General features: G+C 70.2%; 22 protein-coding genes. 8 read left to right on the top strand and 14 right to left on the bottom strand.

Annotation, left to right across the window (positions count from 1 at the left end; genetic code table 11):
* Positions 1 to 115: 115 nt before the first annotated feature.
* A complete protein-coding gene (locus tag ACTJJ4_RS14510; protein WP_440943984.1) occupies positions 116 to 2,026 on the top strand; it encodes a BglG family transcription antiterminator in 1,911 nt (636 codons plus the stop codon).
* Here ACTJJ4_RS14510 and ACTJJ4_RS14505 read toward each other — a convergent pair.
* From ACTJJ4_RS14505 to ACTJJ4_RS14495, 3 genes are read right to left on the bottom strand one after another with little or no spacing between them, the layout of a single operon-like run.
* Positions 2,013 to 2,279, bottom strand: coding sequence for an HPr family phosphocarrier protein (locus ACTJJ4_RS14505; protein WP_292704688.1), 267 nt, complete (start codon positions 2,277 to 2,279; stop codon positions 2,013 to 2,015). The two genes, ACTJJ4_RS14510 and ACTJJ4_RS14505, sit on opposite strands and share 14 nt — an antisense overlap.
* A complete protein-coding gene (locus tag ACTJJ4_RS14500) occupies positions 2,276 to 3,955 on the bottom strand; it encodes a phospho-sugar mutase (protein ID WP_440943983.1) in 1,680 nt (559 codons plus the stop codon). Before ACTJJ4_RS14500 ends, ACTJJ4_RS14505 begins: the two co-directional genes overlap by 4 nt.
* Complete coding sequence (locus ACTJJ4_RS14495; RefSeq protein WP_285636057.1) at positions 3,952 to 4,785, bottom strand: purine-nucleoside phosphorylase; 834 nt, start codon at positions 4,783 to 4,785, stop codon at positions 3,952 to 3,954. The genes ACTJJ4_RS14500 and ACTJJ4_RS14495 overlap by 4 nt, the downstream gene beginning before the upstream one ends.
* A 92-nt stretch (positions 4,786 to 4,877) precedes the next feature.
* Between ACTJJ4_RS14495 and ACTJJ4_RS14490 the strand changes: the two genes are divergently transcribed.
* Positions 4,878 to 6,326 (top strand): NAD(P)H-quinone dehydrogenase, encoded by a 1,449-nt coding sequence (locus tag ACTJJ4_RS14490; RefSeq protein WP_292704692.1) that lies wholly within the window; start codon positions 4,878 to 4,880, stop codon positions 6,324 to 6,326.
* A gap of 68 nt (positions 6,327 to 6,394) precedes the next feature.
* Here ACTJJ4_RS14490 and ACTJJ4_RS14485 read toward each other — a convergent pair whose 3' ends face one another.
* Together ACTJJ4_RS14485 and ACTJJ4_RS14480 are read right to left on the bottom strand one after the other, a co-directional pair.
* On the bottom strand, positions 6,395 to 8,164 hold the full coding sequence (locus tag ACTJJ4_RS14485) for an acetyl/propionyl/methylcrotonyl-CoA carboxylase subunit alpha (RefSeq protein ID WP_440943982.1): 1,770 nt from the start codon (positions 8,162 to 8,164) through the stop codon (positions 6,395 to 6,397).
* 70 nt (positions 8,165 to 8,234) lie between these two features.
* Positions 8,235 to 8,891 carry a Maf family protein gene (locus ACTJJ4_RS14480; RefSeq protein WP_440943981.1) on the bottom strand — a complete coding sequence of 219 codons (657 nt, stop codon included), beginning with the start codon at positions 8,889 to 8,891 and terminating at the stop codon, positions 8,235 to 8,237.
* A gap of 41 nt (positions 8,892 to 8,932) precedes the next feature.
* On the opposite strand from ACTJJ4_RS14480, the gene ACTJJ4_RS14475 reads away from it, so the two are divergent.
* From ACTJJ4_RS14475 to ACTJJ4_RS14460, 4 genes are read left to right on the top strand one after another with little or no spacing between them, the layout of a single operon-like run.
* On the top strand, positions 8,933 to 10,129 hold the full coding sequence (locus tag ACTJJ4_RS14475; RefSeq protein WP_440943980.1) for a class I SAM-dependent RNA methyltransferase: 1,197 nt from the start codon (positions 8,933 to 8,935) through the stop codon (positions 10,127 to 10,129).
* 49 nt (positions 10,130 to 10,178) lie between these two features.
* Entirely contained in the window at positions 10,179 to 10,841 is a 663-nt protein-coding gene (locus tag ACTJJ4_RS14470; RefSeq protein WP_285636035.1) for a response regulator transcription factor, read from the top strand.
* Positions 10,831 to 12,066, top strand: a complete 1,236-nt coding sequence (locus ACTJJ4_RS14465) for a sensor histidine kinase (protein WP_440943979.1) — start codon at positions 10,831 to 10,833, stop codon at positions 12,064 to 12,066. The genes ACTJJ4_RS14470 and ACTJJ4_RS14465 overlap by 11 nt, the downstream gene beginning before the upstream one ends.
* Positions 12,067 to 12,100: 34 nt before the next feature.
* Positions 12,101 to 13,081, top strand: coding sequence for a hypothetical protein (locus ACTJJ4_RS14460; protein WP_440943978.1), 981 nt, complete (start codon positions 12,101 to 12,103; stop codon positions 13,079 to 13,081).
* 286 nt (positions 13,082 to 13,367) lie between these two features.
* Here the strand turns inward: ACTJJ4_RS14460 and ACTJJ4_RS14455 are convergent, their stop codons facing one another.
* The 9 genes from ACTJJ4_RS14455 to ACTJJ4_RS14415 form a co-directional block, all read right to left on the bottom strand.
* Positions 13,368 to 13,586, bottom strand: coding sequence for an acyl-CoA carboxylase subunit epsilon (locus ACTJJ4_RS14455; protein WP_292704704.1), 219 nt, complete (start codon positions 13,584 to 13,586; stop codon positions 13,368 to 13,370).
* A gap of 13 nt (positions 13,587 to 13,599) precedes the next feature.
* A complete protein-coding gene (locus ACTJJ4_RS14450) occupies positions 13,600 to 15,189 on the bottom strand; it encodes an acyl-CoA carboxylase subunit beta (protein ID WP_440943977.1) in 1,590 nt (529 codons plus the stop codon).
* Positions 15,190 to 15,288: 99 nt separating this feature from the next.
* Positions 15,289 to 16,674, bottom strand: a complete 1,386-nt coding sequence (locus ACTJJ4_RS14445) for a sugar porter family MFS transporter (RefSeq protein ID WP_440943976.1) — start codon at positions 16,672 to 16,674, stop codon at positions 15,289 to 15,291.
* 135 nt (positions 16,675 to 16,809) lie between these two features.
* A complete protein-coding gene (locus ACTJJ4_RS14440; RefSeq protein WP_440943975.1) occupies positions 16,810 to 17,373 on the bottom strand; it encodes a hypothetical protein in 564 nt (187 codons plus the stop codon).
* Between the two features lie 278 nt (positions 17,374 to 17,651).
* Positions 17,652 to 18,200 carry a hypothetical protein gene (locus ACTJJ4_RS14435; protein ID WP_440943974.1) on the bottom strand — a complete coding sequence of 183 codons (549 nt, stop codon included), beginning with the start codon at positions 18,198 to 18,200 and terminating at the stop codon, positions 17,652 to 17,654.
* Between the two features lie 79 nt (positions 18,201 to 18,279).
* Positions 18,280 to 19,800 (bottom strand): HNH endonuclease signature motif containing protein, encoded by a 1,521-nt coding sequence (locus ACTJJ4_RS14430; RefSeq protein WP_440943973.1) that lies wholly within the window; start codon positions 19,798 to 19,800, stop codon positions 18,280 to 18,282.
* Between the two features lie 190 nt (positions 19,801 to 19,990).
* Positions 19,991 to 20,296: a hypothetical protein gene (locus ACTJJ4_RS14425; RefSeq protein WP_440943972.1), complete on the bottom strand. Its 306-nt coding sequence runs from the start codon at positions 20,294 to 20,296 to the stop codon at positions 19,991 to 19,993.
* A gap of 78 nt (positions 20,297 to 20,374) precedes the next feature.
* The gene (locus ACTJJ4_RS14420) at positions 20,375 to 21,367 is read right to left on the bottom strand and encodes a hypothetical protein (RefSeq protein WP_440943971.1); all 993 of its coding nucleotides are present in this window, start codon (positions 21,365 to 21,367) and stop codon (positions 20,375 to 20,377) included.
* Between the two features lie 99 nt (positions 21,368 to 21,466).
* On the bottom strand, positions 21,467 to 22,159 hold the full coding sequence (locus ACTJJ4_RS14415) for an NTP transferase domain-containing protein (RefSeq protein WP_440943970.1): 693 nt from the start codon (positions 22,157 to 22,159) through the stop codon (positions 21,467 to 21,469).
* Between the two features lie 234 nt (positions 22,160 to 22,393).
* Here ACTJJ4_RS14415 and ACTJJ4_RS14410 point away from each other — a divergent pair, with 234 nt between their 5' ends.
* Together ACTJJ4_RS14410 and ACTJJ4_RS14405 are read left to right on the top strand one after the other, a co-directional pair.
* Positions 22,394 to 24,496: an ATP-binding cassette domain-containing protein gene (locus ACTJJ4_RS14410; RefSeq protein ID WP_440943969.1), complete on the top strand. Its 2,103-nt coding sequence runs from the start codon at positions 22,394 to 22,396 to the stop codon at positions 24,494 to 24,496.
* On the top strand, positions 24,472 to 26,040 hold the full coding sequence (locus tag ACTJJ4_RS14405; RefSeq protein ID WP_440943968.1) for a hypothetical protein: 1,569 nt from the start codon (positions 24,472 to 24,474) through the stop codon (positions 26,038 to 26,040). Before ACTJJ4_RS14410 ends, ACTJJ4_RS14405 begins: the two co-directional genes overlap by 25 nt.
* The last annotated feature ends 15 nt before the right edge of the window (positions 26,041 to 26,055 follow it).

Raw genomic sequence — 26,055 nt, 5'->3', positions numbered from 1 at the left:
GCGCTCTTCCAGCAACGTTGCTTCCGCCCCCGCGGAACACCGGTTTCCGCCCCCGTCCGTTCGTCGGCTGGCATCATGGAGGCGCAGGGACCATCTCGGCGAGGAAGGCGGGCGGATGTCGCGGCAGCGTCAGGATCAGCTGCTCGCCGTGCTCCGGCGGGAGGACTCCTGGGCGACGGCGGCGAGCCTGGCCGACCAGCTGGGGGTCACACCGCGCAGCATCCGCTCCTACGTCGCAGCGCTGAACGCGCGCACCGCGGGCGCTGTGGACTCCGGGCCCGCAGGCTATCGCGCCGGTGCCGGGGCTGCCACGGCGGCGGGGAAACCCGATGCGCAGGGCACGCCGCGCGCCCGCCTGCACCGGCTGATACGCACGCTCGTCGACGAGGCCGAGGGCATCGACGTGTACGACACCGCGCTGGCGCTGCACGTCAGCGAGACGACGCTGGAGAACGACCTGGGACGGGTCCGTGCGCTCCTGGAGGGAGGGCGCGTCGCTCTGGAGCGCGACCGGGACCGGGTGCGGCTGCGCGGCGACGAGCAGGCCCTCAGGCGCCTGCTCAGCAGGCTGGCCCAGGACGAGATGGATGCCGGGCCGTTGCGTCCGGAGGCGCTGCAGCGCGCACTCGCCCCCGAGGCGGTGCCGGCCGCCGCGATCGGGCCGTTCAAGTCGGCGCTCGTGCGCGAGCTCGGCGACCTGGGGTACTACGTCAACGAACTGGCGATCAGCGACGTGCTGCTGCACATCACGATCGCCGCCGAACGCGTCGCGGCCGGGCGCGCTCTCGCCGAGCGCACCGACTCCGCCTCGGAAGCGGTGCGGGTGGTCGGATCCGCGATCGCCCGGCTCGCGGACCAGCACTTCGGCGTCGCGCTCGGTGACGGCGATCGCGAGCACCTCGCGAACCTGGTCCTCACCCGCGTGGTGGCACCGGGCGAGCAGCCCCCGGCGGACGCGGCGCGGATCGTCGAGGCCGAGGTGGTGCAGGCCGTCCGAGCGGAGATCGAGCAGGCCGCGCGCGACTACCAGGTCGACCTGGTCGACGAGGCGTTCATCGTGCGCCTCGCCCTGCACGTGCAGAACCTGCTGCACCGGGCGCAGGAGAGCGCCTGGACGCGCAACCCGCTCACGCAGTCGCTGAAGTCGTCCTACCCGATGATCTTCGACGTGGCGGTGTCCATCGCCAGCGGACTGCACGACAGGCTGGGCGTGCCCCTGCAGGAGGACGAGATCGCGTACATCGCGATGCACGTCGGCGGCCGGCTGGAGCGCAGCCGGGCCGCGGACACCATCCTCACCGCCACGATCGTCTGCCCGGGCTACCGCGAGCTGCAGGAGCTGCTGCACTCCAGCGTGGATCGCTCACTGGGGAGGCTGATCGAGGTGGTCCGAGTGGACACCAGCATGGACCCCGACTGGTCGGCCATCGACACCGACCTGGTGCTCAGCACGATCCCCGCGGCGGGGACGGATGAACGGGTGGTGCGCATCACGCCGTTCCTCGCGGAGGCGGACATCGAGCGCGTGCAGCAGGCCGCCGCCCGCATCCGCCGGGCGCGCCGGCTCAGCCGCCTGAGGGAGGAGCTGCAGCGGTACTTCTCCGCGGACGCGTTCCTCTCCCCGGTGCCGGACGCCGGCGAGGAGACGATCATCCGGATGCTGGGCGGGATGCTCACCTCGGCGGGCCTGATCGGCGAGGACTACATCTCGGGCACGATCGAGCGGGAGCGGATGTCGTCGACGGCGTTCACGGACGCGCTGGCCGTCCCGCATGCGCTGCAGATGACCGCGCGCCGCACGGCCATCGCGATCGGAATCGCCGACGGCTCGGTCGCGTGGGGAGCGGGGCGGGTGCAGGTCGTCGCGCTCGCCGCCTTCAGCGAGGACGACAGGGACGCGTTCCAGACCGTCTTCGAACAGCTCGTCGAGGTGTTCAGCGAACGGGAGAGCGTGCAGCGCATCGTGCGGCGCGCGACCGGATTCGACGCGTTCCTCGACGAGCTCGTCGCCGTCATCGACGGCTGAGCACGGCCTCCAGCGCGTCGAGCAGCGCCGGCGCCTCCGGGGAGTCCGCCACCTCGAAGGTGATCTCGTCCCCGGAGGCGATCGCCAGATCCATCACGGCCAGCACGCTGGTCAGGTCGGCGGTCTCCCCGGAGCGGGTCGTGACCCGGACCGGGGAGAGGTGCGACTGCGCCAGGCGGGCGAGCTCGGCGACCGGGCGCGCGTGGGCGCCGTCGTCGACGCCGACCACGACCCGCCTGCGCAGGACGGTCATCCCCGCTCCGCGAGCAGCTCCCGCACCGCGGCCTCCAGCTCCGCCACGGCGGCGGACGCTTCGGAGGCGGAGCCGGCCCTGGCGTCGATGTAGATCTTCAGCTTGGGCTCGGTGCCGCTGGGCCGGACCACCACGCGGGAGCCGTCGGCGAGGCGGTAGCGCAGCACGTCGCCGGCGGGAACACCCGCTCCGCCGCGCGAGAGGTCGTCGGCGGTCGCGACGGCCCTGGTGCCGAAGGATGCCGGAGGCTGGGCCCGCAGGGACGTCATGGTGTTCGCGATGATCGACAGGTCGTCCACGCGCACGGACACCTGCCCGCTGGCGAAGTGGCCGATCTCGGAGCCCAGCTCCTCGAGCAGACCGGCGATCGTGACGCCGCGCACGCGGGCGTCGGCGGCGAGACCCAGCAGCGCGACGGCGGCGGAGATGCCGTCCTTGTCGCGCACGGTGCCCGGGTTCACCAGGTAGCCGAGGGCCTCCTCGAAGCCGAACACCATGCCGGGCGCGCGGGAGATCCACTTGAAGCCGGTGAGCGTCTCATGGAAGTCCAGGCCGTACGCGTCGGCGATCGCACCGAGACCGGGGGAGGACACCAGCGAGCAGGCCAGGGACGCGCCGGGCGTGCTCTGCGCAGCCTTCGCCGCGCGCCAGCCCAGCAGAAGTCCGACCTCGTTGCCGGTCAGGCGGCGCCAGCCGCCCTCGGCGCCCTCGTCGGGGATCGCCACCGCGAGGCGGTCGGCGTCCGGATCGTTGGCGATGATGAGCTCGGCGTCCACCGCACGGGCCCGGGCGAAGGAGAGGTCCATCGCGCCCGGCTCCTCGGGGTTCGGGAAGGACACCGTGCGGAACGTCGGGTCGGGGTCGCGCTGCTCCTCGACGACGCGCGGCGCCGGGTAGCCGGCCGCCTTCACGACGCGCGAGAAGGTCTCCCAGCCCACGCCGTGCATCGCGGTGTACACCCAGCGCATCTCCTGCACGCCGAACGGGGCGTGCGCGACGGCCGCGGTCGCGGCGACGTAGGCGTCCACGACGTCCTCGCCCGCCACCTCGTACGCGTCCGAGCGCGGCAGCAGGCCCACGTCGCCGGCATCCGCCACACGCTGGATGTGCGCGGCGATCTCGGCATCCGCGGGGGAGACGATCTGCGAGCCGGCATCCGAGCCGCCCAGGTAGACCTTGTAGCCGTTGTCGTTCGGCGGGTTGTGGCTGGCGGTCACCATCACGCCGGCGTCCGCGCCGAGGTGGCGCACGGCGAACGCGAGCACGGGCGTCGGCAGCAGCCGGGGCAGCAGGATCGCGCGGAGGCCTGCACCGGCGAACAGCTCCGCGGAGTCCACCGCGAAGCGGCGCGAGTTGCGGCGGCCGTCGTAGCCGATCACGACCGTGGGGCGTGCGTCGTCCGCGCCGGACCGCTGCAGCAGATACCCGGCGAAGCCGGCCGCGGCCTGGGCGATCAGCACCCGGTTCATGCGGTTGCTGCCGGCGCCGAGGGCGCCGCGCAGGCCGGCCGTGCCGAATGCCAGCCGGGTCGAGAAACGGTCCTCGAGGTCGGCGGCCGCGAGCGTGTCGCCGGCGGCGGCCCGGGTGATGATGCCGGCCAGCTCATCGCGGGTCTCGGCATCCGGGTCCTGACGCAGCCAGGCGCGCGCCTGGCCGAGGCGCTCGGCGGCGCTCACAGCGCCTCGATCACGCGGGCGAGGAGCGCGGAGATGACCGGCTCGGCCTGCTGACCGGCCTCGATGACCTCGGCGTGGCTGAGGGGCGTCTTCTGGATGCCGGCGGCCAGGTTCGTGATCAGCGAGAAGCCGAGGATCTCCATGCCCGCCTCACGGGCGGCGATCGCCTCGAGCGCGGTGGACATGCCGACGATGTGGCCGCCGATGGTCTTCGCCATCTGCACCTCGGCCGGGGTCTCGTAGTGCGGACCGCGGAACTGGGTGTAGACGCCCTCATCGAGGGTCGGGTCGATGCTGCGCGCGATGTCGCGAAGGCGCTTCGCGTACAGATCAGTCAGGTCGATGAAGGTCGCGCCCTCCAGCGGGGAGTCGGCTGTGAGGTTGATGTGGTCGCTGATCAGCACGGGCTGACCCGGCTTCCAGGTCTCGCGCACGCCGCCGGCGCCGTTGGTGAGCACCATGATCTTGGCGCCCGTGGCGGCCGCGGTGCGCACCGAGTGCACCACGCGGCGCACGCCGTGGCCCTCGTAGTAGTGGGTGCGCGCGCCGATCACGAGCACGTTCTTCCCGGAGGCGGTGCGGATGCTGCGCAGCGTGCCCACATGACCCTCGAGAGCCGGCTTGGAGAACCCGGTGACCTCGGTGGCGGGGATCGTCGCGACGGTCTCGCCGATGAGCTCGGCGGCCTTGCCCCAGCCGGAGCCGAGGGTCAGCGCGATGTCGTGGTGATCGACCCCGGTCAGCCGCGCGATGTCTTCCGCGGCCTGGGCGGCGACCTCGAACGGCTTCGCGTCGGGCGCGTCGAGGGGGTGCGTGAGAGTGTCTTGCATGAGTCCACTCTAGGAATGTGCGGGGCGCACTGCCAGTACGGAGGACGTGCACGAGTCCGGACCGTCGCCGAGCCGACTGCAGGTACGGAAGAATGGAGTCCATGTCTCAGACTTCCTTCGCGAATCAGCAGAGCGTGGCCGTCCTCGGTGGCGGCCCCGGCGGATATGAGGCAGCACTCGCCGCCGCCCAGCTGGGCGCGGATGTGACGCTCGTGGAGCGGGTCGGGGTGGGCGGTTCCGCCGTGCTGACGGATGTCGTCCCGTCGAAGAGCCTGATCGCCACCGCGGACGCCGCCGTCGCGATCTCCGAGGCCAGCGACCTGGGCGTGCAGTTCTACGCGAAGGGTGCGCACGGCAAGCCGCTCAAGCCCGAGATCGCCATCAATCTCGCCGCCGTCAACAAGCGCCTGGTGGCGCTGGCCGGACAGCAGTCCGAGGACATGCGCGCCACGCTGCTCGAGGCCGGCGTGCGCATCCTCTCCGGCCACGGCCGCCTGGAGGGCCCGAACGCGATCGTCGTGGCCACCGGGCCCGGAGGCACGGACTTCGATCGCATCGAGGCCGACACCATCGTCGTCTCGGTGGGCGCATCGCCGCGCGAGCTCGATTCCGCGAAGCCCGACGGGGAGCGCATCCTCACCTGGACCCAGCTCTACGACATGAAGGCTCTGCCCGAGCACCTGATCGTGGTGGGCTCCGGCGTCACGGGCGCCGAGTTCGCCTCGGCCTACATGAACCTCGGCGCCGAGGTCACGCTCATCTCGAGCCGCGACCAGGTGCTACCCGGTGAGGACGGCGACGCCGCGAAGGTGCTGGAGAAGGTCTTCAAGCGCGGCGGCATGCAGGTGCTGTCGAAGTCTCGCGCCGACAAGGTGGAGCGCACCGAGGACGGCGTGCTCGTCACGCTCTCCGACGGGCGCACGGTCGAGGGCAGCCACTGCCTGATGGCCGTCGGGTCGATCCCCAACACCCGGGGCATCGGGCTGGAGGAGGCCGGAGTCGAGCTGACCGAGTCGGGGCACATCCGGGTCAACCGGGTGGCGCGCACCTCGGTGTCGAACATCTACGCGGCCGGCGACTGCACGAACTTCTTCCCGCTGGCATCCGTCGCCTCCATGCAGGGGCGCACGGCGGTCTTCCACGCCCTCGGCGACATCGTCATCCCGCTGGAGCAGCGCAAGATCACCGCGAACATCTTCACCGCGCCCGAGATCGCCACGGTCGGCTTCTCGGAGCAGGACATCGAGAACGGCGCCGCCGACGGCATCGCCTACAAGCTGCCGCTGGCGGCTAACCCCCGCGCGAAGATGATGGGCATCAAGGACGGCTTCGTGAAGGTGATCGCCCGCAAGGGCTCGGGCACCGTCATCGGCGCCGTCGTCGTCGCGCCCAAGGCATCCGAGCTGATCTTCCCGCTGGCCGTCGCGGTGGAGCGCCGTCTGAACGTGGACCAGGTGTCGCGCGTGTTCGCGGCCTACCCGTCGCTGTCGTCGAGCATCACGGATGCGACCCGCGCGATGCACCTCGTGAACATCGGCTGACCGGCCCCGCCCTCATACGCGAAAGGCGCGCCCCCTCGGGGACGCGCCTTTCGCGTGAGAGCGTGCGATCAGCTGATCGTGAGCAGCTGGTGCCCGGCGGAGACCGTGGTCCCGGCGGCGGCGTCGATGTTGCCGATCACGCCGTCCTTGTGCGCCTGCAGCGGCTGCTCCATCTTCATGGCCTCGAGCACCACGACCAGGTCGCCCTTGACGACGTGCTGGCCCTCCTCGACCGCGACCTTCACGATCGTGGCCTGCATGGGCGACTTCACGGCGTCGCCCGAGGCACCCGCGCTGGCGGTGCTGGCGTGCGTCCGGCGGGACGGCGGAACGGCGGCGGGGCGGCCGGCGGTGCCGGAGACCGGTGCGGTCACATGGTCGGGCAGGCTCACCTCGAGGCGGCGTCCGCCGACCTCGACGACGACGGTGTGACGACCGGGCGCGGCGGCCGGGTCCTCCAGCTCACCGTCCCAGGCCGGGATGTCGTTGACGAACTCGGTCTCGATCCAGCGGGTGTACACGCCGAACTCGCCGTTCTCGGCGGTGAAGGCCGGGTCGCGCACCACCTTGCGGTGGAACGGCAGCGCGGTCGGCATGCCGGCGACCTCGAACTCGTCGAGCGTGCGGCGGGCGCGCTCCAGCGCCTCGGCGCGGTCGCGTCCGGTGACGATCAGCTTGGCCAGCAGGGAGTCGAACGCGCCGGAGACGGTGTCGCCCGCGGTGACGCCGGAGTCCAGGCGCACGCCGGGGCCGCCGAAGGTCTTGAACACCTTGATGGGGCCCGGCTGGGGCAGGAAGCCGCGGCCCGGGTCCTCGCCGTTGATGCGGAACTCGAAGGAGTGGCCCTGCGGGGTGGGGTCGTCGTAGTCGATGGTGCCGCCTGCCGCGATGCGGAACTGCTCGCGCACGAGGTCGATGCCGGTGACCTCCTCGGAGACGGGGTGCTCCACCTGCAGGCGGGTGTTCACCTCGAGGAAGGACACGGTGCCGTCGGCGCCGATGAGGAACTCGCAGGTGCCTGCGCCCACATAGCCGACCTCCTTGAGGATGGCCTTCGACGCGGCGTACAGCTGCTCGTTCTGCTCGTCGGTCAGGAACGGCGCGGGCGCCTCCTCGACGAGCTTCTGGTGCCGGCGCTGCAGCGAGCAGTCGCGGGTGGAGATCACGACGACGTTGCCCTCGGCATCCGCCAGGCACTGCGTCTCGACGTGGCGCGGCTTGTCGAGGTACTTCTCCACGAAGCACTCGCCACGGCCGAACGCCGCGACCGCCTCGCGGGTGGCGGACTCGAACAGCTCGGCGACCTCGCCGAGCTCGCGGGCGACCTTGAGGCCGCGTCCGCCGCCGCCGTAGGCGGCCTTGATCGCGATGGGCAGGCCCACCTTCTCGGCGAAGGCGACGACCTCGTCGGCGGTCTCGACCGGTCCGGGGGTGCCGGGGGCGAGGGGCGCTCCGACCTTCTCGGCGACGTGACGCGCGGTCACCTTGTCGCCGAGGGCCTCGATCGCCTCGGGCGACGGTCCGATCCAGATCATGCCCGCACCGATGACGGCGCGCGCGAACTCGGCGTTCTCGGCCAGGAACCCGTAGCCGGGGTGCACGGCATCCGCGCCCGAGCGGCGCGCGACGGACAGGATCTTGTCGATCTGCAGGTACGTCTCGGCGCTGGTCGAACCGTCGAGCGCGTAGGCCTCGTCGGCGAGACGCGCGTGCATGGCGTCGCGATCCTGGTCGGCGTACACGGCGACGGAGGAGATCCCGGAGTCGCGGGCGGCGCGGACGATGCGTACGGCGATCTCGCCGCGGTTTGCGATGAGGACCTTGGCGATATCAGGCATGGGTTTCAGCCTAGCGGGGGTTCCGCCGGTTTTTTTGACGACTCTCGACAAGATATCGTGGGAACTGTCATCAGGAACCTACGGAGGCGCTCCAGAGGTCCGTCCAGGTCACGCCGAGCTCTGCTGCGAGGCGTCGCAGGGTGGACAGCGACATGCCGACCACCGTGGACGGGTCGCCGTCCACCCGGGTGATGAAGGCGCCGCCCAGGCTGTCGACCGTGAACGCCCCCGCGACCAGCAGTGGCTCGCCGGTGGCGATGTAGGCGTCGATCTCCGCATCCGTCAGGTCGTCGGCGAACGTGACGCCCGCCTCGGCGACGGCGGTGGCCTCGACGGGGGCGGTGCCGGGCGAGACCCGGAAGACGGAGTGGCCGGAGTGCAGCACACCGGTGGCGCCGCGCATCAGCCGCCAGCGCTCCCGGGCGGCCTCCGGCGTGTACGGCTTGCCGTAGACCTGGCCGCCGAGCGCGAACATCGAGTCGCCGCCGATCACGATCCCGTCGAAGTCCGGATGCTGCGCCGGAAGCCTGTGCGCGACGTCCGCGGCCTTGGCCCTGGCCAGCAGCAGCACGAGCTCCGCCGGAGCCAGCGGCGCACCGCGCTCCGCCTCGGCCGCGGCGCCCACGGCGTCCTCGTCGACCTCGGGGGAGAAGATGAGCGGTTCGATGCCGGCCTGCCGCAGGAGCATGAGTCGGGCGGGGGACGTGGATGCCAGGCAGACGCGCATGCTCCCACGATAGGGCGCTCGCGGTGTGGGATCCTGGAACGATGACCTCCTCGCAGCCCACGCTCGACCTCGACATCACCGGAATCGCGCACGGCGGCACCTTCATCGCCCGGCACGAGGGGCGGGTCGTGTTCGTTCCCGACGCCGTCCCCGGCGAGCGGGTGCGGGCTCAGATCACGGATGCGAGCAAGGACTCCTTCTGGCGCGCCGAGACGCTGGAGGTGCTCGATGCCTCGCCGCACCGCCGCGCGCACGTGTGGGCGGAGGCCGACGTGTCGCGCGCGCCCGAGGACAGGGTCGGCGGCGCGGACCTCGGGCACATCGCCCTCGACCACCAGCGCGTGCTCAAGCGGCAGGTGCTGCAGGAGGCACTGGACAAGTTCGCGGGCGCCGGGATCGAGGCCCCCGAGGTGCGGGCCGTGGACGCGGGTGACGGCACCGGCTGGCGCACGCGCGTCTCCCTGCATGTCGACGCCGACGGCCGTGTCGGCCCGTACGCGGCGCGCAGCCACCGCGTGATCGACGTGGCGACGCTGCCGCTCGCCCGCCCTGCGGTGGCCGACGCCGCCTTCGCGCTCCGGGCGCAGAAGCCCGGACGCGTGGACCTCGTCGAGCCGGGCGACGGCCGCGTGCGCGTGCTGCCCCGTCCCGAGGGCGGTCGACGCGGCAAGCAGGAGAGCGTCTACGAGACGGCGGGCGGACGCCGGTTCGCGGTGGACGCCGGCGGGTTCTGGCAAGTGCATCCGCACGCCGCCGACACGCTGCACCAGGCCGTCGGCGATGCGCTCGCCGGCCGCGTCGACGCGGATGCCACGCACTTCGACCTGTACGGAGGCGTCGGGCTGTTCGCCGCGACGCTGGGGGAGCAGGGCGCGAGCGACATCGTCACCGTCGAGTCCGACCGCCGCGCCACCGAGCACGCGCAGCAGAACCTCGCGGCGTTCGACGCGCAGGCCGTGACCGCCAGGGTGGACCGCTTCCTGACCGGTCTGCCCGAGGGCACCAGGGCGGGCGCCGTGGTGCTCGATCCGCCTCGCGCCGGCGCCGGACGCGGGGTCGTCGAGTCCATCCACGCCCTCGACCCCGAGGTCGTCGTCTACGTGGCCTGCGATCCGGTCGCTCTGGCGAGGGATCTCGGCACGTTCCGCGGGCTGGGCTGGGACGTGACCTCGCTGCAGGCGTTCGACCTGTTCCCGCACTCGCACCACTTCGAGGCCGTCGCACTGCTCTCGCGCTGAGGCACCGCGGAATATCGGGCGCGTCCCGCGCACTGGGTAGGCTGGCGGCATGAGCACCGTCGCCCTCATCGACGACCACGAGTCGGTTCGTCTGGGACTCGAGGCCGCCTGTCTGCGTGACGGCGAGCAGGACGTCGTCTTCTCCGGAGCCACCGTCCGGGAGTACCTCGCCTGGCGTGCGGCGTCCGGCGCCCGGCCCGCCGACGTGGTGGTGCTGGATCTCACGCTCGGCGACGGCACGACCGTCACCGAGAACGTCGCGACGCTGGTGGCCGACGGCGCGAGCGTTGTCATCCACAGCGTCGCCGACCGTCCGGCGTCCGTCCGGGAGGCGCTCGTCGCGGGAGCGGCGGGCGTGGTCAGCAAGTCGTCCGCGCTGGACGACGTGCTCGACGCGATCCGCACCGTCGCACGGGGAGAGGCGCTGAACAACGTCGAATGGGCCAGCGCCGTGGACGGCGACCGCGAGTTCGCCGATGCCCAGCTGTCCACCCGTGAGCGCGAGGTGCTGCGCCTGTACGCGACGGGGCTGCCGCTCAAGGCGGTCGCGGAGCGGCTGGGCGTGGCCTACTCGACCGCGAAGGAGAACATCACCCGCATCCGGGTGAAGTACGTCGAGGTCGGGCGCCCTGCGCCCACCAAGGTCGATCTGCTGCGCCGGGCGATGGAGGACGGCATCGTCGCGCCGGAGGGCCTGACGAGTGCCGGCTGAAGCCCGCAGCATCCGGGACGCCTGGAACAGCCTCCCGAGCCCCGGCGAGGTGGGCATCGGGCTGGAGCGGTTCACCGGTCAGCGCATGGAGCGCATCCTCGCCATCGTCGGGGCGATCGGCTCGACCGCGCTCGGCATCCAGGCGCTGCTCGGCGCCGTGACCCGTCTGATCCGGCTGGACGGCCCGCACCTGGCGATCATGCTGCTGGTGTTCCTGCCGCTGCTGTGGATGATCATCGCCTGCGTGACCGGACGATGGGTCAAGCAGGCGTGCGGGACGTTCGCGGTGGCTTACGCTTTGTCGCTGATGCTGTGGCCCGCGGTGGTGGATCGCTCCATCCAGGAGCCTGCCGCGCAGCCCTGGATCTTCTTCCTGGTGAACATCTGCGTGGTCGCGGCGATGCTCGCGTTCCCCGTGCGGCTCCAGTTCGCCTGGGCGCTCGGCGTGCCGCTCGTGTACGGCTACGTTCGGCTCGCCCAGGGCGACTTCACGCAGGGCTTCTGGATCACCACCGGATTCGACGTGTCGTTCACGATCATCCTCGGCATGGTGATCGTGTCGCTGGCATGGATGTTCCGGCAGGTGGCGACCGGCGTCGACGACGCGCGCGACATGGCCGTGGAGACGTATGCGGGCGCGGCGGCGGCATCCGCGTCCGAGGAGGAACGGGTCGCGATGGCGGCGCTGATGCACGACAGCGTGCTGGCTGCGCTGATCGCCGCCGAACGGGCATCGAGCGACCGGGAGCGCACGCTCGCGGTCGCGATGGCGCGCGAGGCGCTGACCCGGCTGGCCAACACCGAGGCGTCGATCGCCCAGGAGGGCAGTGACGAGCCGGTGAACCGCGCCCAGATCGTCGCGGAGCTGCGTCGGACCCTGTCCGAGCAGGGGGCGGATGCCGTGGTCGAGGAGCGCGGTGTTTCGGCGGAGATCCCCGGAAAGGCGGCACGCGCGATGGTGCTGGCGGCGCGGCAGGCGATCGGCAACGCCCTGATCCACGCGGGCGGTCGCGGGCTGCATGTGGTGGCGGAGTCGGCGGATGCCGATCGGCTGACGCTCACGGTGCAGGACACCGGGCCGGGGTTCGATCCGGATGCCATCGGCGAGGACCGCCTGGGCATCCGCGCCTCGATCATCGCGCGCATGGCGGCCGTCGCCGGGTCCTCACGGATCACGTCGGACGACCGCGGCACCGTCGTCGAGCTGAGCTGGGAGCCGTCATGAGCAGGGAGCCGTCATGAGACGCACCGTTCGCAGCATGACCACTGCGCTCGCCCTGGGGTTCGCGCTGTACTTCGCCGCGCGGGCGATCTGGTGGATCGAGCAGCCCACCGCGCCGCTGCTGATGGTCGCGGCCATCGGGCTGTACCTCGCGGCGGTGCTGACCGCCGTGCTCGCGTCGTCGGCGGGGTCCGTGCGGATGCCGGTGGGGGCGGCCGTGTTCGCGCTGGTCGCGAGCGCCGTGGTGCCGGCGTTCGCGAGCATCGCGCTGGAGCGCGAGATGCGCAGCGCCCCCTTCGCGACCTGGTACATCGGCGCGATCGGGCTGCTCGCCGTGGTGTGCGTGGTGCGGCGGAATCCGATCGTGGGCTGGGTGTCGCTGGGCATCCTGATCACCGCGGCATCCGCCTACCTGGGCATCGGCAACGCCTTCGAGCTCGGGCTCGTGGGGTCGATCACCTGGGTGGTGGTGGCGCAGCTGCTGGTGCTCTTCTGGGATCGCGCCGTCCGGGACACGGAGCGCCTGGCGGACGTGCAGCGGGCGGTGTCCGCGTGGCATGCGACGCAGCTCGTCCGGCAGCGGGAGCGTCGGGTGCGCGCGCAGCGGGCACTCGCGATCGCCGGGCCCGTGCTCTCGCGGACCGTGGCCGCGCATGGCGAGCTGACCCCGGAGGAGAGGCTGGAGGCCCGGCTAGCGGAGGGCACGATGCGGGACGAGCTGCGCGGGGCCGTGCTGCTCAACGACGCCGTGCGGCAGGCGATCTCGGATGCCCGCAGGAACGGGACCGTCGTGACCGTGTTCGACGAGGGCGGACTCGACGGCGTGGATGAGGAGCGCCGCAACGAGATCCGCGATGAGCTCGCGAGCGTGCTGGCGAGCGTGCGTTCGAACCGGGTGATCATCCGCGCGGGACGCGACGACGTGATCGCCGTGACGGTGGTGGGGCGTGCGGCCGGTGGCGCGCACGACGACGATGCCGTCGACCTGTGGCATGAGATCCGCCGCACCGCGGACTGACGCACAGGCTGAAAAGCGAGATCCCGCCGGCTGGACTCCGGCGGGACACGACTTTCGAAGAGAGTGGGCGAGGGGCGGCGAAGCCGCCCGCCCCTCGCCAGTGCGGAACAGCTACCCGAAAACTGTCCGCTGGGGGCGGTACTGCGTCTGCCTACCCTGGGGCGGAGCAGCCGCCTAACGCGAAGCGTTGATATAAGTCTGGCGGCTGGCAATAACTCTGTCTGTAGGTATTTCGGGGGACAAATTCGGCCGCTTTTCGACGAAAGTCCATATCCCCTTTAGCTGTTCAGCCAGAGAAACGGCCCCAGGGGATATCCCGACGTAGGGGTCTGCGGAGTCCGCGCTGCGTACGCTCCCACACGGACACGTGCGGCTCGTCGGCGACGGCCTCGTCGGTCTCGCGCGTGTAGGCGTCGCTGACCACAGCGAGCAGAGCTGCCAGCTCCTCCTCGGTGGGGTTCCCGCGGATGATCTCGATGCGGGGGGCGTCTTCGTGCTCGGTCATGATGGCTCGCCGGTCACAGCGGGATGTTGCCGTGCTTCTTCGCGGGCAGCTCGGCGCGCTTGCCCTTGAGTGCGCGCAGCGCCTTCGCGATCGAGACGCGGGTGTTCGCCGGCTCGATGATGCCGTCGATCTCGCCGCGCTCGGCTGCGAGGAACGGGCTGGTGACGCCGTAGGTGTACTCGGCGGCGAGGCGGCTGCGCACGGCGGCGACGTCCTCACCCGCCTCCTCGGCCTTCTTGATCTCACCGCGGTAGAGGATGTTGACGGCGCCCTGGCCGCCCATGACGGCGATCTCGGCGGTGGGCCAGGCGAGGTTCACGTCGGCGCCGAGCTGCTTGGAGCCCATCACGATGTACGCGCCGCCGTACGCCTTGCGCAGGATGACCGTGACCAGGGGCACGGTGGCCTCGGCGTAGGCGTAGATGAGCTTGGCACCGCGGCGGATCACGCCGGTCCACTCCTGGTCGGTGCCGGGCAGGTAGCCGGGCACGTCGACGAGGGTGACGATGGGGATGGAGAAGGCGTCGCAGAAGCGCACGAAGCGGCTGGCCTTCTCGCCGGCCTCGATGTTCAGGGTGCCGGCCATCTGCGACGGCTGGTTGGCGATGATGCCCACCGAGCGGCCCTCGACGCGGCCGAAGCCGATCACGATGTTCGGCGCGAAAAGGGGCTGCACCTCGAGGAACTCGCCGTTGTCGACCACGTGATCGATGACCGTGTGGATGTTGTACGGCTGGTTGGGGGAGTCCGGGATGATCGTGTTCAGGCGCTGATCGGCATCCGTGGTCTCCCACTCGAACTCCGAGGCGTACGCCGGGAGCTCGGCCATGTTGTTGTCGGGGAGGAAGCTCAGCAGGGTGCGCGCGTAGTCGATCGCGTCGTCCTCGTCGGAGGCGAGGTAGTGCGCGACACCGGAGCGGGTGTTGTGCGTGTAGGCGCCGCCGAGCTCCTCCATGCCGACGTCCTCGCCGGTGACGGTCTTGATGACGTCGGGGCCGGTGACGAACATCTGGCTGGTCTTGTCGACCATGATGACGAAGTCGGTAAGGGCGGGGCCGTACACGGCGCCACCGGCGGCCGGTCCCATGATGATGGAGATCTGGGGGATGACGCCCGAGGAGCGGGTGTTCATCTTGAAGATCTCGCCGTACTTGCTGAGGGCCAGCACACCCTCCTGGATGCGGGCTCCGCCGGAGTCGAGGATGCCGACCACGGGCATCCCGCTGGTGAGGGCGAACTCCATGATCTTGATGATCTTGTCGCCGGAGACCTCGCCGAGCGAGCCGCCGAAGGTGGTGAAGTCCTGCGAGTAGACCGCGACGGTCCGGCCGTGGATCGTTCCGATGCCGGTGACCACGGAGTCGCCGTAGGGGCGGTTCCTGTCCATGCCGAAGGCGGTGGTGCGGTGTCGCACGTACTCGTCGAACTCGACGAAGCTGCCGTTGTCGACGAGCATCTCGATGCGCTCGCGGGCGGTCATCTTGCCCTTGGCGTGCTGCTTCTGCTGGGCGATCTTCTCCGGCTCGACGACTGCGTCGTTGAAGCGCGCGCGGAGGTTGGCGATCTTCGCGGCAGTGGTCGAGAGGTCAGGCTTTTCCGTCACGGATTCCACCCTATCGGTGGGCTTCGTCGTCTCGTTGGATGCCGGCCACAACGGGTCCGGCGATCCTTTGGCGATGCGCTCTGATCTGCGGCATCCGGATCACTTCCTCGCCGTCCAACTGCCGCCGTTCTCCCAGAACTGGGTGATGTCCTCGAGCGGACGCCCCTTCGTCTCGGGGGCGAGCTTCATCACGAACACGAAGGCGGCCACGGCCATGATGCCGAGGATGAGGAAGGCGACCATGCCGCTCTGCTCGAGGATCGGGCGGAAGGCGAGGCCCACGATCACGTTCGCGACGAGGTCGGCGGTGAGCATGACGCTCGCGCCGAGGGAGCGCAGGTGGGCGGGCATCGCCTCGCCGGCGTAGACCCAGACGAGAGATCCGAAGCCGAACGTGAAGCCGGCGGTGAACAGCACCAGTCCGATGAAGCCGAGCGTGGTCAGGGCCCCGTCGAACCGGCCGCCGCCGACCGCGAAGACGCCGATGAGCAGGATGTTGGCGATGATCATGGTCGCGATGCCGATCAGCAGCACGGGCCGGCGGCCCATCCGGTCGATCACCATGAGCGAGATGAATACGGCGATCAGGCCGGCGACCTGCACGAGGGCGGAGAGGCCCAGCTTGGTGACGTCGTCGGTGTAGCCCATCGACTCGAAGATGGCGGGGCTGTAGTAGACGATCGCGTTGATGCCGGTGATCTGCACGAAGAAGCCGAGGCCGACGACGAAGATCGTGGCGCGCAGGAACGGGCCGCGAAGCAGATCTCGCCACGAGGAGGTGGTGCTGGTGGCGAAGCCGGCGGTGATGACCTCGATCTCCTTGTCGACGTCGACGGTGGGGCCCTCGATCGCGACGAGGGCCTTCCTGGCCTCGGCGTGCCGGCCCATCATGACGTACCAGCGGGCGGTGTCGGGGAGACGGAGCAGGAGCACGGTGATCACGAGGCCGGGGATCGCGGCGAGTCCCAGCATCCAGCGCCAGCTGTGGGTGGGGGCGAGGGCCATCGCGATCAGGTAGCCGAGGATGATTCCGGCGACGGTGGCGACCTGGTACAGCACGAGGAAGGCGCCGCGGTTGCGTGTCGGGGCGGACTCCGCGACGAACACCGGGACGACGACGACCGAGATGCCGATGGTGACGCCGAGCAGGATGCGGACGATGACCAGCACCACGAGCGTCGGAGCGATGCCGCTGAGCAGTGAGAAGAGCGTGAAGGTGGCGGCGACGAGCACCATGGTCGGTTTGCGGCCGATGCGGTTGGCGAGTGCTCCGCCGAACAGGGCGCCGGCGATCTCGCCGAACACGACGGTGCTGGTGACCCAGCCCTCGGCGGCGGCGTCGAGGCCGAAGTCCTTGCGCAGGTAGAGCAGTGCTCCGCCGATATTGGAGGAGTCGTAGCCGTAGATGATGCCGACGGTGGCCGCGGCGATGCCGACCAGGAGCGCCAACCGGGAGATGCGTGGTGTTTCGGTGAGTGCACTCATGCTCGTTCCCTTCGGCAGCGATGTAGCTGAAGATTCGCTGTGAAGCGAGACTGTCCCTCGGACTGGAGGGTTGTCAATGCGCAGTCGCCCTCACAAACGGGCCGGGCGTGTCAGGCGTGCGCCAAGCGGGTGTGCTCAGCGGGTCGGGCAGCCTTCGGCGGTCGGATCCTCGTCGCAGGTGTGCGCGACGAGGGCGGTGCGCGCCTCGTAGATCTGGATGTCCTGCGGCGGGCCGGGGATGGTGAGCGTTCCGCTGATCGGGAAGTATCCGGTGCCGAGGTCGATCTCTGCGGTGTAGACCGTGTCGACGGATGCCTGGTAGATGCCGCGCTCCGCGTAAGTGTGGCTGGTGTCGGTGGGCGTGAACTGGGGCAGGCCCAGTGCGTCCCAGGTCTTTCCTGCGGTCGTGGTGGTGCGGGTCTGTCCGTCGCCGTAGCGGAAGACGAATGATGCCGGGGTGAACCGAGCCGTGACCGCATAGCCGAAGAGCGTGCCGGTGCGGGTGTGCGCGGCCGCGTCGGTGGTGAAGTTGGTGGGCAGTCCCGCGACGCCGAGGTTGTCGGGTTCGCCGGTGAGGGTGCCCGGCGCGGGGGAGAAGGATGCGAGGTCGGTGATCGTGATGCCAGGCTGACCGGGCTCTCCTGGAGTCGGTTCCGGCAGCGGTTCGCCCTTCTTGACAGCGTCGATGCAACGGACCATGAGGTTCCAGTTGGTGTTGCACTGTTCGAAGGGAGTCGGCTTCCGTGGTGGTGGCGGTTTCACCTCACCTTTGGGATTGGTGTGGGCGTCGGCTCTTGTCGCGTGATGGCCGCCGCCGGCTGGTTCACTCTTGGTGGCTACGATTCCGACCGATCCCGTCTTGGGATCGGTCGAGACAAATGCGCTAGCGCCGCCGATTTCTTCGTCAGAGTCAGCAACGGCCGTCGGTGCTGTAAGCAGCACGATCGTGAGAGCGGCGATGGCGATCAGTCCACCTCTTAACACGAGAACCCGTCCTCCGCCTCGTGGTTTGACGCGATGCGCAGTTGTGTGGACGTCGCTGCGCGTGTGAAAGTCACCTTTCGGGCTGCCCGCGGAATGCGTCCATCAGGTACTGCTGATTGGCCATCAGCTCTGATGAGGTCGACATTCGACGCGTCAAGGCAGAGCTGCACAACTACGTCGTTATCCGAGGTGGAAAGCGGCGAGAACTTGTCGAAAGTGACGTCTCCAACGCGCGTCAGGTTCTCCGCGTGGTAGAGGGTAAGAGCCTTCTTCTCCGAGCTCAATGCAGTTCCCGTATTCCATGCGTACACAGCCTCGAACGTCGCCGGGTCTGCGTAATCCGCCTTGTTCACGGCATCCATGTACGCCCGATACGTCTCCTCCGCCGCCTTGAACGCCTCCTCGTCCGATGTGAACAGCGCCGTCTTGGTGGGGTTCGGGTCGGGCTCCGGAGCAGGAGTGCAGGCCGACAGCATCCCGAGGGTGAGCAGCCCAGCGGACAAAGCGCCGAGCGCGCGGACGGTGGAGGCGGCGAGAGTCACCCGGCCACGGTAACCCGGATCGCACGGCGCCCGCAGAAGTTATCCACAGGCAGGCGCGGGACGTGCTCGTGCTCCGGAGTCAGAAGGAGGGGTCGCCGTGGATGGGAGCGTTCCAGTCGAACGATGCCGGTGCCGGGTCCGATGGAACGAACATGACGCGGCGAGGAGGTCGGTCGCGATGGAGGCTGCCGTTGGGGCTGGTCCATTCGAGGGTCCAGTCGGGGAGCTGTCTCACGGTCCAGCGGTGTCTGTCGGGGATGCTGGGGTGCTTGAGGGCATGGTGGGTGAGACAGAGATGCGCGAGGTTGTCGATCGAGGTCTGACCGCCGAGTGCCCAGTCGTGGGTGTGATCGAGTTGCGTGCGGTGGACGGGCTGGCGGCAGCCGGGGAAGCGGCAGTGCTGGTCTCGAGCTTGCAGGAACCTCTTCATCCCGGCGGTGGGCTGGTAGGTGTCGGTCGCGGTGACCATCCCGTCGGTGTCGAGGAACAGGCGCGTCCAGGAGGTCGCCTTTCCCGCGAGCGCGCGGGCGGTGTCGGGGTGGAGGGCGCCGACTCCGTCGAGCTGTGCGGGGTTCTCGTCCGCACCGGCCAGGGTGCTGGCGGCCACGGTGACCTGGATGTGGGCGGTGATGCTCTCCGCCCCGTCTCCGAGGATGTCGCCGGGGTTCGCGGTCAGGAGCAGGTCGGTGAGGAGTTCGGTGCGGATCCGGTCGATTCCGCGGGGGTCTTCGGGGATCAGCACCGGGACGGGGCCTTGTGCGATGGCACGGTCCATCATCTCCAGATATGCGTCGACGGCCTCCGGGGTGTCGGTGGGGTCGTCTTCGACAGGGCCGTTCCACGCGAACGGGTCGACGGTGAACGTGCCGCCTGCGGTGATGACTTCCACGGACCGGTCGGCTTCGGCCTCGAACTGCTCGTCCATCGGGAGGGTTGGCTCCCGATCCTGCTGCCTCTGCTGTCGGGCCATGGCTGTGAGGCGATCCATGATGGCCTCAGCCCGGTGGGTGGGCATCAACGCCGTCAGCAGGCTCAGTTCGTCCGTGACAGCGCGGACGCTCACGCATTGCTCGGCAAGCGCATCCGCATGCCGTTCCGTGATGGTGCGTGGGGCCAGGGCCGCAGCGAACTCACGGACATGCGCCCGGGTGCGGGCCGGGGCCTCCACCTCTGCGAACTCCAAAGCCGCCGCCTCGAACAGCTCGAGCAGCTGGGCGTGAGCCTCCCCGTCGCTGATCGCCTGCTGCACGGGCGATGCCGCGGTCAGGATCTCCCGCACATGCGCCGGGGCGATCTCCCCGGCCTCGAACGACTCCCGCACCGCGGGGAACGAGTCACGGAGGGTGCGAGCGTTCGCGAACGCGTGCTCCACGCCGCCCTTCGCCATCCGCCCGGCCGCTGTGTACTCGGCGATCATCGACCGCTCGATCGCATTCCGGTGCAACGGAGTCTCGGCCACATCGGCATCCATCAGCGCCAGCCGGTCACCCAGAAGAGCGGCCGCACGTGCTTCGAGGGCGTTGATCTGACGGCGCACCTCCACCCACTCGGCCAGCAGAGACGCCTGCTGATCCGTCCGGTGAGTGGGAGTGCTTGTCATCCATACAGTTTAGAACAAAAGTACGAAGAATGGAAGGAGTGTGGAGAACTCTTTTGATCTCATGATCGGGATTTTTGGCTGTCTGGGCGTTTCGTCTCACTCCGGCGCTCAGCGACCGGGCGCGGGGGTCTGCCGGCCCGGATCGTTTCGTCTCACTCTGCGCGCTCCACGACCGGGAACCCGTACGTGTTCACACCACGAAACGCCACACGTACTCCAGCCCGTCGCGCTGGCGGAACCAGGCGATCGTGATCACGACGTCGTCCAGGTTCGAATCGCACAGGCACAGCTCGATGGTCTCGGTGGGCAGCACCTGGCCCCACAGGTCGACCAGCCGTCCGTCCTGCGCATCGCTGCGAAGGACCTTCACGAAGTCCACCGCCTCCTTGCCGGCGTTCATCACGACCGGATGCATGCGATCGCCGCGCGTCACCACCCAGGGCACGCAGTATGCGGTCGGCGGCGGGGGCTGGGAGATGTCGATGGAATGCAGCATCCCGCCACGGTAGGAACGGTGACGGACGCCACAGGCAGGGACGGTGAGACGCCCGCCCTGACTGTGCAGAAGCCGCGATCAGTCGGTCGTTGTGGAGGGCGAATCCTCCGGCGAGGGATCGCTGGGCGGCGCAGCATCCGCCTTCCCGCGCCTGCGGGTGATCTTCTTTACGGCCCCTGCCGACTTCGAGGCCGCCTCCGCCGTCCTGGACGCGAGCTCGGCCGTCTTCGACGCGAGGCCGGCGGCGCCTGTCGCGACGCCCGCACCGACCAGACGCGCGCCGTGCATCATCCGCCGTTCGAGCCGTTCGCTCCCGGATGCCGGCTCCAGCTCCGGCGGCAGCCACGGGGGAGCGGCGCCGAAGGCGCGCCGCGACGTGCTCAGCACCCGCCTGCCGAGCAGATGGTTCCCCGTGCCTCCCACCACGGCGCCCACACCGAACGGCAGCGCCTTGCCGACGAACGACGCACCGCCGCGCGTGGCGAACTGCCGGATGAAAGCCGACTTCAGCCTGTCCACGATCGGGCCGACCGCGGCTCGGGGCAAGGACTTCGTGACCAGTTCGCCCCAGTAGGCCGCGCGCGTGTCGCCCTTGCCCGACGCCTGGCGGGTCAGCTGCCCGATCAGGTCGACGCCCTCCTTGCCGAGCATCAGCGCCATGACCAGTGCGCGGGCGCGCTCCGGATCCTGGATCGCGATGCCATGCACCTCGGCGACCGACTGAGCGAACAGCGCCGTCGACTCCATGAACCCGACCGTCTCGACTCCGGACAGCGCCAGTGTGATTCCCGTGCCGATGCCGGGGATCACCGCAGTCGCGCCGACCGCGGCGCCGCCGGTGGTCACGGCGGCGAGATAGCGGGTCTCGAGGATACGCACGATCTCCTGCGGCGTCGCATCCGGATGCCGAAGACGGATGCTGCGGATGTGCGCGACGACGAGCGGGCGCTGCACCGAGAGGACGCGGTCGAGGCCGCGCGCCGAGAACGAGCGCTCGTCGGCGACGCTCGGCGGCGCCGGAGCGAGCGCGGGCTCGTCCAGGATGTGGAGCTTGTGGACCTTCTCTGGCATGGGGCGATCCTATGCGCGGCATCCGCGAGAACGCCGAAAAGCCCCGCCCCTTGACAGGGCGGGGCTTTCAGTGCTTCGACAGCCTCGGCGACCCGGAGATCACACGAAGAGGTTCGCGCGCTCCAGGTCCTCGGCGAAGTCGACCTCGACCGCGTACAGGTCGGAGACGTCCATCGGCTCGAGCAGCAGGCCGTCCTCGGCGATCGACAGCTCGAGGCCGCGCTCGAAGTAGTCCTGGTCCTCGACGCGCTGCAGCTGGCGCATGAACGCCTTCTTGTCGGCGGACGAGATGTAGTTGATGCCCACGGCCTCGCCGAGACCGCCCTTGACCGTCTTCGACAGCTCCTTGATGAAGCCCTCGGCGGTCACGGTGTACTTGACCTCCTCGTCGCTCACCTTGGAGGTGTTGACGGTGACGAACGACTGGTCGCGCTCGATGTACTCGATCGCACGGCCGAGGATGCGCGGGTCGAAGACCACGTCGCCGTTCATCCAGAGCACGCCGCCCTTGCCGGTCGCGCTCAGTGCGCGCAGCAGGCTCTTGGAGGTGTTGGTCACGTCGTAGCGCTCGTTGTGCACGTAGTTCGCGGACGGGAACGCCTCGATGATCGTCTCGGCGCGGTAGCCGACGACGGTGGTGATGCGGGCGTCGCGTCCGAACGCAGCGCGGATGTTGTCGTGCTGCTGCTGCATGATCGTGCGGCCGTCGCTGAGCTCGGTGAGCGGCTTGGGCAGCGCGCGACCGAGGCGCGAGCCCATGCCTGCTGCAAGGATGACGGTCTGAAGAGTCACGGTTTCTCCTAAAAAGAACTTGTGTTCACTGTCGATTCATCGACGGGACACCTCTTCGTGCCAGGAACATGCTACTGATCGCACCTGGGAAGACCCGGGTCGCTGTGGTCGCCGTTGCTGTTTCGTGATGGTTCGCACACGTAACACTCAGGGTTCCGTGCGGCCGAATTCTGCGGTTTCCGACCATGACCCTCGCTCCGGGAACATTGCCTGCCGCTTGATACCGTAGTACGCGTGACAGCTTCTCTCGACTCCGGGGCCGACCGCGACGACACCTCCCAGCCGGGAAGCGCGGACGCCGCCGCTGCCCCCGCCGCCGCGAAGAAGCCAGCGCGCACGCCGGCGAAGCGTGCCGCGACGCCCCGGAAGACCGCCGCGAAGAAGGCGGATGCCGAATCCGTCGACGGCACTGCGGATGCCGCGGCGAAGAGCCCGCGCGCCCGGACGTCCACGACCCGGACCACCGCATCCAGGTCCAATGCCGCGAAGTCCACGGCGGCGGCGACGGCGGCGAAGACCGCTGCTGTGAAGAAGGCGGCCACGAGCACGGCTGCCGCGAAGACCGCTGCCACGAAGCGCACTGCCGCGACGGCGGCGGCGAAGACCGCTGCGGTGAAGAAGGCCACTGCCGCCACCGCGTCCGCGCGGGCGACCACGAAGGCCGCCGCGGCGAAGACCGCCGCGGAGAAGACGGCGGCCGCTGCGAAGAAGACCACGACGACGCGGGCATCCGCGACGACGAGGAGCAGCACGGCGGCGAAGGCGACGACCGCGACGAAGACGGACGCCGCGAAGCCCCCCACTGCGAAGACGACCGCGACGAAGACGGCCACGACGAAGACGACCACGCCGAAGAGGACGATTGCGTCGGCGGCGAAGAAGACCACGGCGAAGACGGCCGGCTCCAAGGCCTCGGCACGCTCCACCACGGCATCCCGCGCGGCCACCTCGAAGACAGCGGCGGCCGCGCCCGCACCTGCCGACGACGTCGTGACGTCTCCCGCGGCATCGCAGGCCGAGCCGACCGCGGAGGCCCCGATCGCCTACATCCCGGCTCTGCCCTCCTCCGGCGGACAGGCAGCGGATGCCGCTGAGGCGCCCGCTCGCCGCCAGACCGCCGCCTCGAACAGCGGATCGGCCGCCACGGAGGCCCGGGCGCCCCGCACTCCGGCGGACACTCCCGCTGCGGAAGCATCCGCGCCCGCCGTGGCATCCGATTCCGTGCCTGCAGCGTCCGATCCCGCCGCCGCTGCCCAGGCCTCTCCCGCAGCGTCCGAGCCGGCGGCGGTCGATGTCGACGCGGCCGCGCCCGCCGCCTCCGCGGCGGCACCCGACGCCATCACGAAGCCGTCGCCCGCCTCTGTCGAGTCGCCGCCGGTCGATGCGGCGCCCGGCGACGAGGTCCCGGCCGAGCCGGCGGCGGCGTCCGCAGTCGTCGTGCCGGACGCCGAACTCGTCGTGCCGGACGCCGAACTCGCCGAGCCGGTCCCCGCGTCCGCTGCCGAGCAGCCTGCCGAGCCCGAGGCGACGCCGGCGGCCACCCGCGCTCCGCGCCCTGCGTCCGCTCCGGCCACCGGCGCGGAGGCGATCCTCATCCGTGGCCTGGTCAAGCGCTTCGGCGACGCGAACGCCGTCGACGGCATCGACCTGACCGTGCCCGCCGGATCGTTCTACGGACTGGTGGGGCCGAACGGCGCGGGTAAGACCACGACGCTGTCGATCATCGCGGGGCTGCTGCGTCCCGACGCCGGCACGGTGCACATCAGCGGCATCGACCAGAAGGCGAACCCGCTCGGCGCGAAGCGCGTGATGGGCGTTCTGCCGGACCGGCTGCGCACGTTCGACCGCCTCACCGGCCGCCAGCTGCTGCACTACTACGGCCAGCTGCGGGGTCTGCAGCGTGCGGTCATCGAGAAGCGCGTCGCCGACCTGGCGCGCGCGTTCGACCTGAGCGAGGCGCTGAGTCGCGTGGTCTCCGACTACTCGGCCGGCATGACCAAGAAGCTCATGCTCGCGGGCGCCCTGATCCACTCGCCGCGTGTGCTCGTGCTCGACGAGCCGTTCGAGGCCGTCGACCCGGTCTCGTCGAGCGTGATCCTCGACATCCTGCGCTCCTACGTCGCCCACGGCGGCACGGTCATCCTCTCCAGCCACGGCATGGACCTGGTGGAGCAGGTGTGCACGCGCGTCGCGGTGATCGTCGGCGGCGAGGTGCTCGCCGAGGGGACCGTGGACGAGGTGCGCGCGGGCCAGACGCTCGCCGCGCGCTTCGTCGAGCTCTCCGGCACGGGCGGCGAAGTGGAGGGGCTGGAGTGGTTGCACACGTTCTCCGACTGAGGCTGGCGCTTGTCGCGGGCGCTCTGCGCGGCGAACGACTCGTGCGCAGCGTGCTCGCGGTGCTGGTCACGGCTGCGATCACCGTCGCCGTGTGCCTGGCCGTGCTCGGCCTGGGCAGCGCACCGCTGCCCACCGCGCGCGCGATCATCGTGTTCAGCGCCGCCGCGGCGTTCCTCGCCTTCTTCCTGGGCCCGATGCTCACCGGCACACAGGACCAGCTGGACCCGCGACGCTTCGCGCCCTTCGGCGTGGACGAGAAGCGGATGCCGTGGATCCTGGCGCTCGCGTCCCTGGTCAGCGTCCCGAGCACAGCGCTCCTCGTCGTCCATGCGTTCTTCGTCGCCGTCTCGATCACGGTCGGACGCATCGCGTGGCCGGTGGCGGTGCTGGCAGGACTCGTCGGTGTGATCTCCACCGCGCTGATCGCCCGCATCGGCATGGCGATCAGCGCCATCGCGCTGCCCGAGCGACGCTCCCGCGAGCTCACGGTGCTCTTCTGGATCCCCATCATCGTCGTCGCGTTCCCGGTCGCCGCGTACGTCTCGTCGATGGAGTGGAACGGCCATGTGCCCGACGGGGTCGCCGCCGTGACCGCGGCTGTGGGCTTCACGCCGCTGGCCGCCCCGCAGGCGTTCCTGTTCCACGTCGCAGCCGGCGAGGTCGGAGCCGCGTGGGGCAGCGGCCTCATCGCCGTGGCGACGCTGGCCGGCATCCTGGCGCTCTGGGCGTATCTCGTCCGGCGGATGCTGACGACCACCGAGCGTCCGTACGCGGCGCGCGAGCGCTCGGGCCTCGGATGGTTCTCGGTGCTGCCGGCCAACGCCTTCGGCGCCGTCGCCGCCCGCAGCCTGGTCTACTGGATGCGCGATCGCCGCTACATCGTGAACATCCTCATCGTGCCGATCGCCGGAGTGCTCACGGTGTTCCCGCTCATGGTGGCCGGCGTCCCGCCGTGGGCCGCCGCGCTCGTGCCCGTGCCGCTCATGGCGCTGTTCTTCGGCTGGCTGCCGCACAACGACGTCGCGTACGACTCCACCGCGCTGTGGGTCCACATCGCAAGCGGCGTCCGGGGACTGCCCGACCGGCTCGGACGGCTCGTGCCCGTGCTGCTGGTGTCGATCCCCGTGCTGGCGATCGCCGTGTCCGTGACCCTCGCATTCGTCGGGAAGTGGGAGCTGCTCCTGCCGCTCATCGGAGTGGCCGCAGCGCTTCTGCTCACCGGGCTCGGCATGTCGAGCATCGCCTCGGTCATCGCGCCGTATGCGGTGTCGCGTCCGGGGGACAGCCCGTTCCAGCAGCCGCAGCGCTCGTCCTCGCACGGGTCGTGGGGAGCCGCCGGCACGTTCGTCGGGGCGCTCGTCTTCAGCATCCCCACGCTGTGGCTGTTCGTGCTGACCGTCGTGGACGGCGACCGGCACGCACCGGCGACGTTCTGGACCGGCGTCATCACGGGTGTGCTCGTCCTGTTCGGCGGTGCGGCGATCGGCGGCGCGATCTTCGAGCGCAGCGGCGCGCGCCTGATGGAGTTCGCCGAGACCACCTGAGCCCCCGGGAACCGG

The organism is Microbacterium sp. 22195 (genome assembly GCF_052056515.1).
Lineage (GTDB): Bacteria > Actinomycetota > Actinomycetes > Actinomycetales > Microbacteriaceae > Microbacterium.
This window is presented reverse-complemented; position numbering and strand designations above follow the sequence as displayed.

What these genes read in the sequence shown, in the direction of transcription:
- ACTJJ4_RS14460 (WP_440943978.1), top strand. Translation starts at nt 12,101, where the DNA reads ATGACCACTGCGCTCGCCCTGGGGTTCGCGCTGTACTTCGCCGCGCGG.
- ACTJJ4_RS14490 (WP_292704692.1), top strand. Translation starts at nt 4,878, where the DNA reads ATGGAGTCCATGTCTCAGACTTCCTTCGCGAATCAGCAGAGCGTGGCC.
- ACTJJ4_RS14470 (WP_285636035.1), top strand. Translation starts at nt 10,179, where the DNA reads ATGAGCACCGTCGCCCTCATCGACGACCACGAGTCGGTTCGTCTGGGA.
- ACTJJ4_RS14485 (WP_440943982.1), bottom strand. Translation starts at nt 8,164, where the DNA reads ATGCCTGATATCGCCAAGGTCCTCATCGCAAACCGCGGCGAGATCGCC.
- ACTJJ4_RS14420 (WP_440943971.1), bottom strand. Translation starts at nt 21,367, where the DNA reads ATGCCAGAGAAGGTCCACAAGCTCCACATCCTGGACGAGCCCGCGCTC.
- ACTJJ4_RS14430 (WP_440943973.1), bottom strand. Translation starts at nt 19,800, where the DNA reads ATGACAAGCACTCCCACTCACCGGACGGATCAGCAGGCGTCTCTGCTG.
- ACTJJ4_RS14510 (WP_440943984.1), top strand. Translation starts at nt 116, where the DNA reads ATGTCGCGGCAGCGTCAGGATCAGCTGCTCGCCGTGCTCCGGCGGGAG.
- ACTJJ4_RS14445 (WP_440943976.1), bottom strand. Translation starts at nt 16,674, where the DNA reads ATGAGTGCACTCACCGAAACACCACGCATCTCCCGGTTGGCGCTCCTG.
- ACTJJ4_RS14440 (WP_440943975.1), bottom strand. Translation starts at nt 17,373, where the DNA reads ATGGTCCGTTGCATCGACGCTGTCAAGAAGGGCGAACCGCTGCCGGAA.
- ACTJJ4_RS14495 (WP_285636057.1), bottom strand. Translation starts at nt 4,785, where the DNA reads ATGCAAGACACTCTCACGCACCCCCTCGACGCGCCCGACGCGAAGCCG.
- ACTJJ4_RS14425 (WP_440943972.1), bottom strand. Translation starts at nt 20,296, where the DNA reads ATGCTGCATTCCATCGACATCTCCCAGCCCCCGCCGCCGACCGCATAC.
- ACTJJ4_RS14505 (WP_292704688.1), bottom strand. Translation starts at nt 2,279, where the DNA reads ATGACCGTCCTGCGCAGGCGGGTCGTGGTCGGCGTCGACGACGGCGCC.
- ACTJJ4_RS14455 (WP_292704704.1), bottom strand. Translation starts at nt 13,586, where the DNA reads ATGACCGAGCACGAAGACGCCCCCCGCATCGAGATCATCCGCGGGAAC.
- ACTJJ4_RS14475 (WP_440943980.1), top strand. Translation starts at nt 8,933, where the DNA reads ATGACCTCCTCGCAGCCCACGCTCGACCTCGACATCACCGGAATCGCG.
- ACTJJ4_RS14480 (WP_440943981.1), bottom strand. Translation starts at nt 8,891, where the DNA reads ATGCGCGTCTGCCTGGCATCCACGTCCCCCGCCCGACTCATGCTCCTG.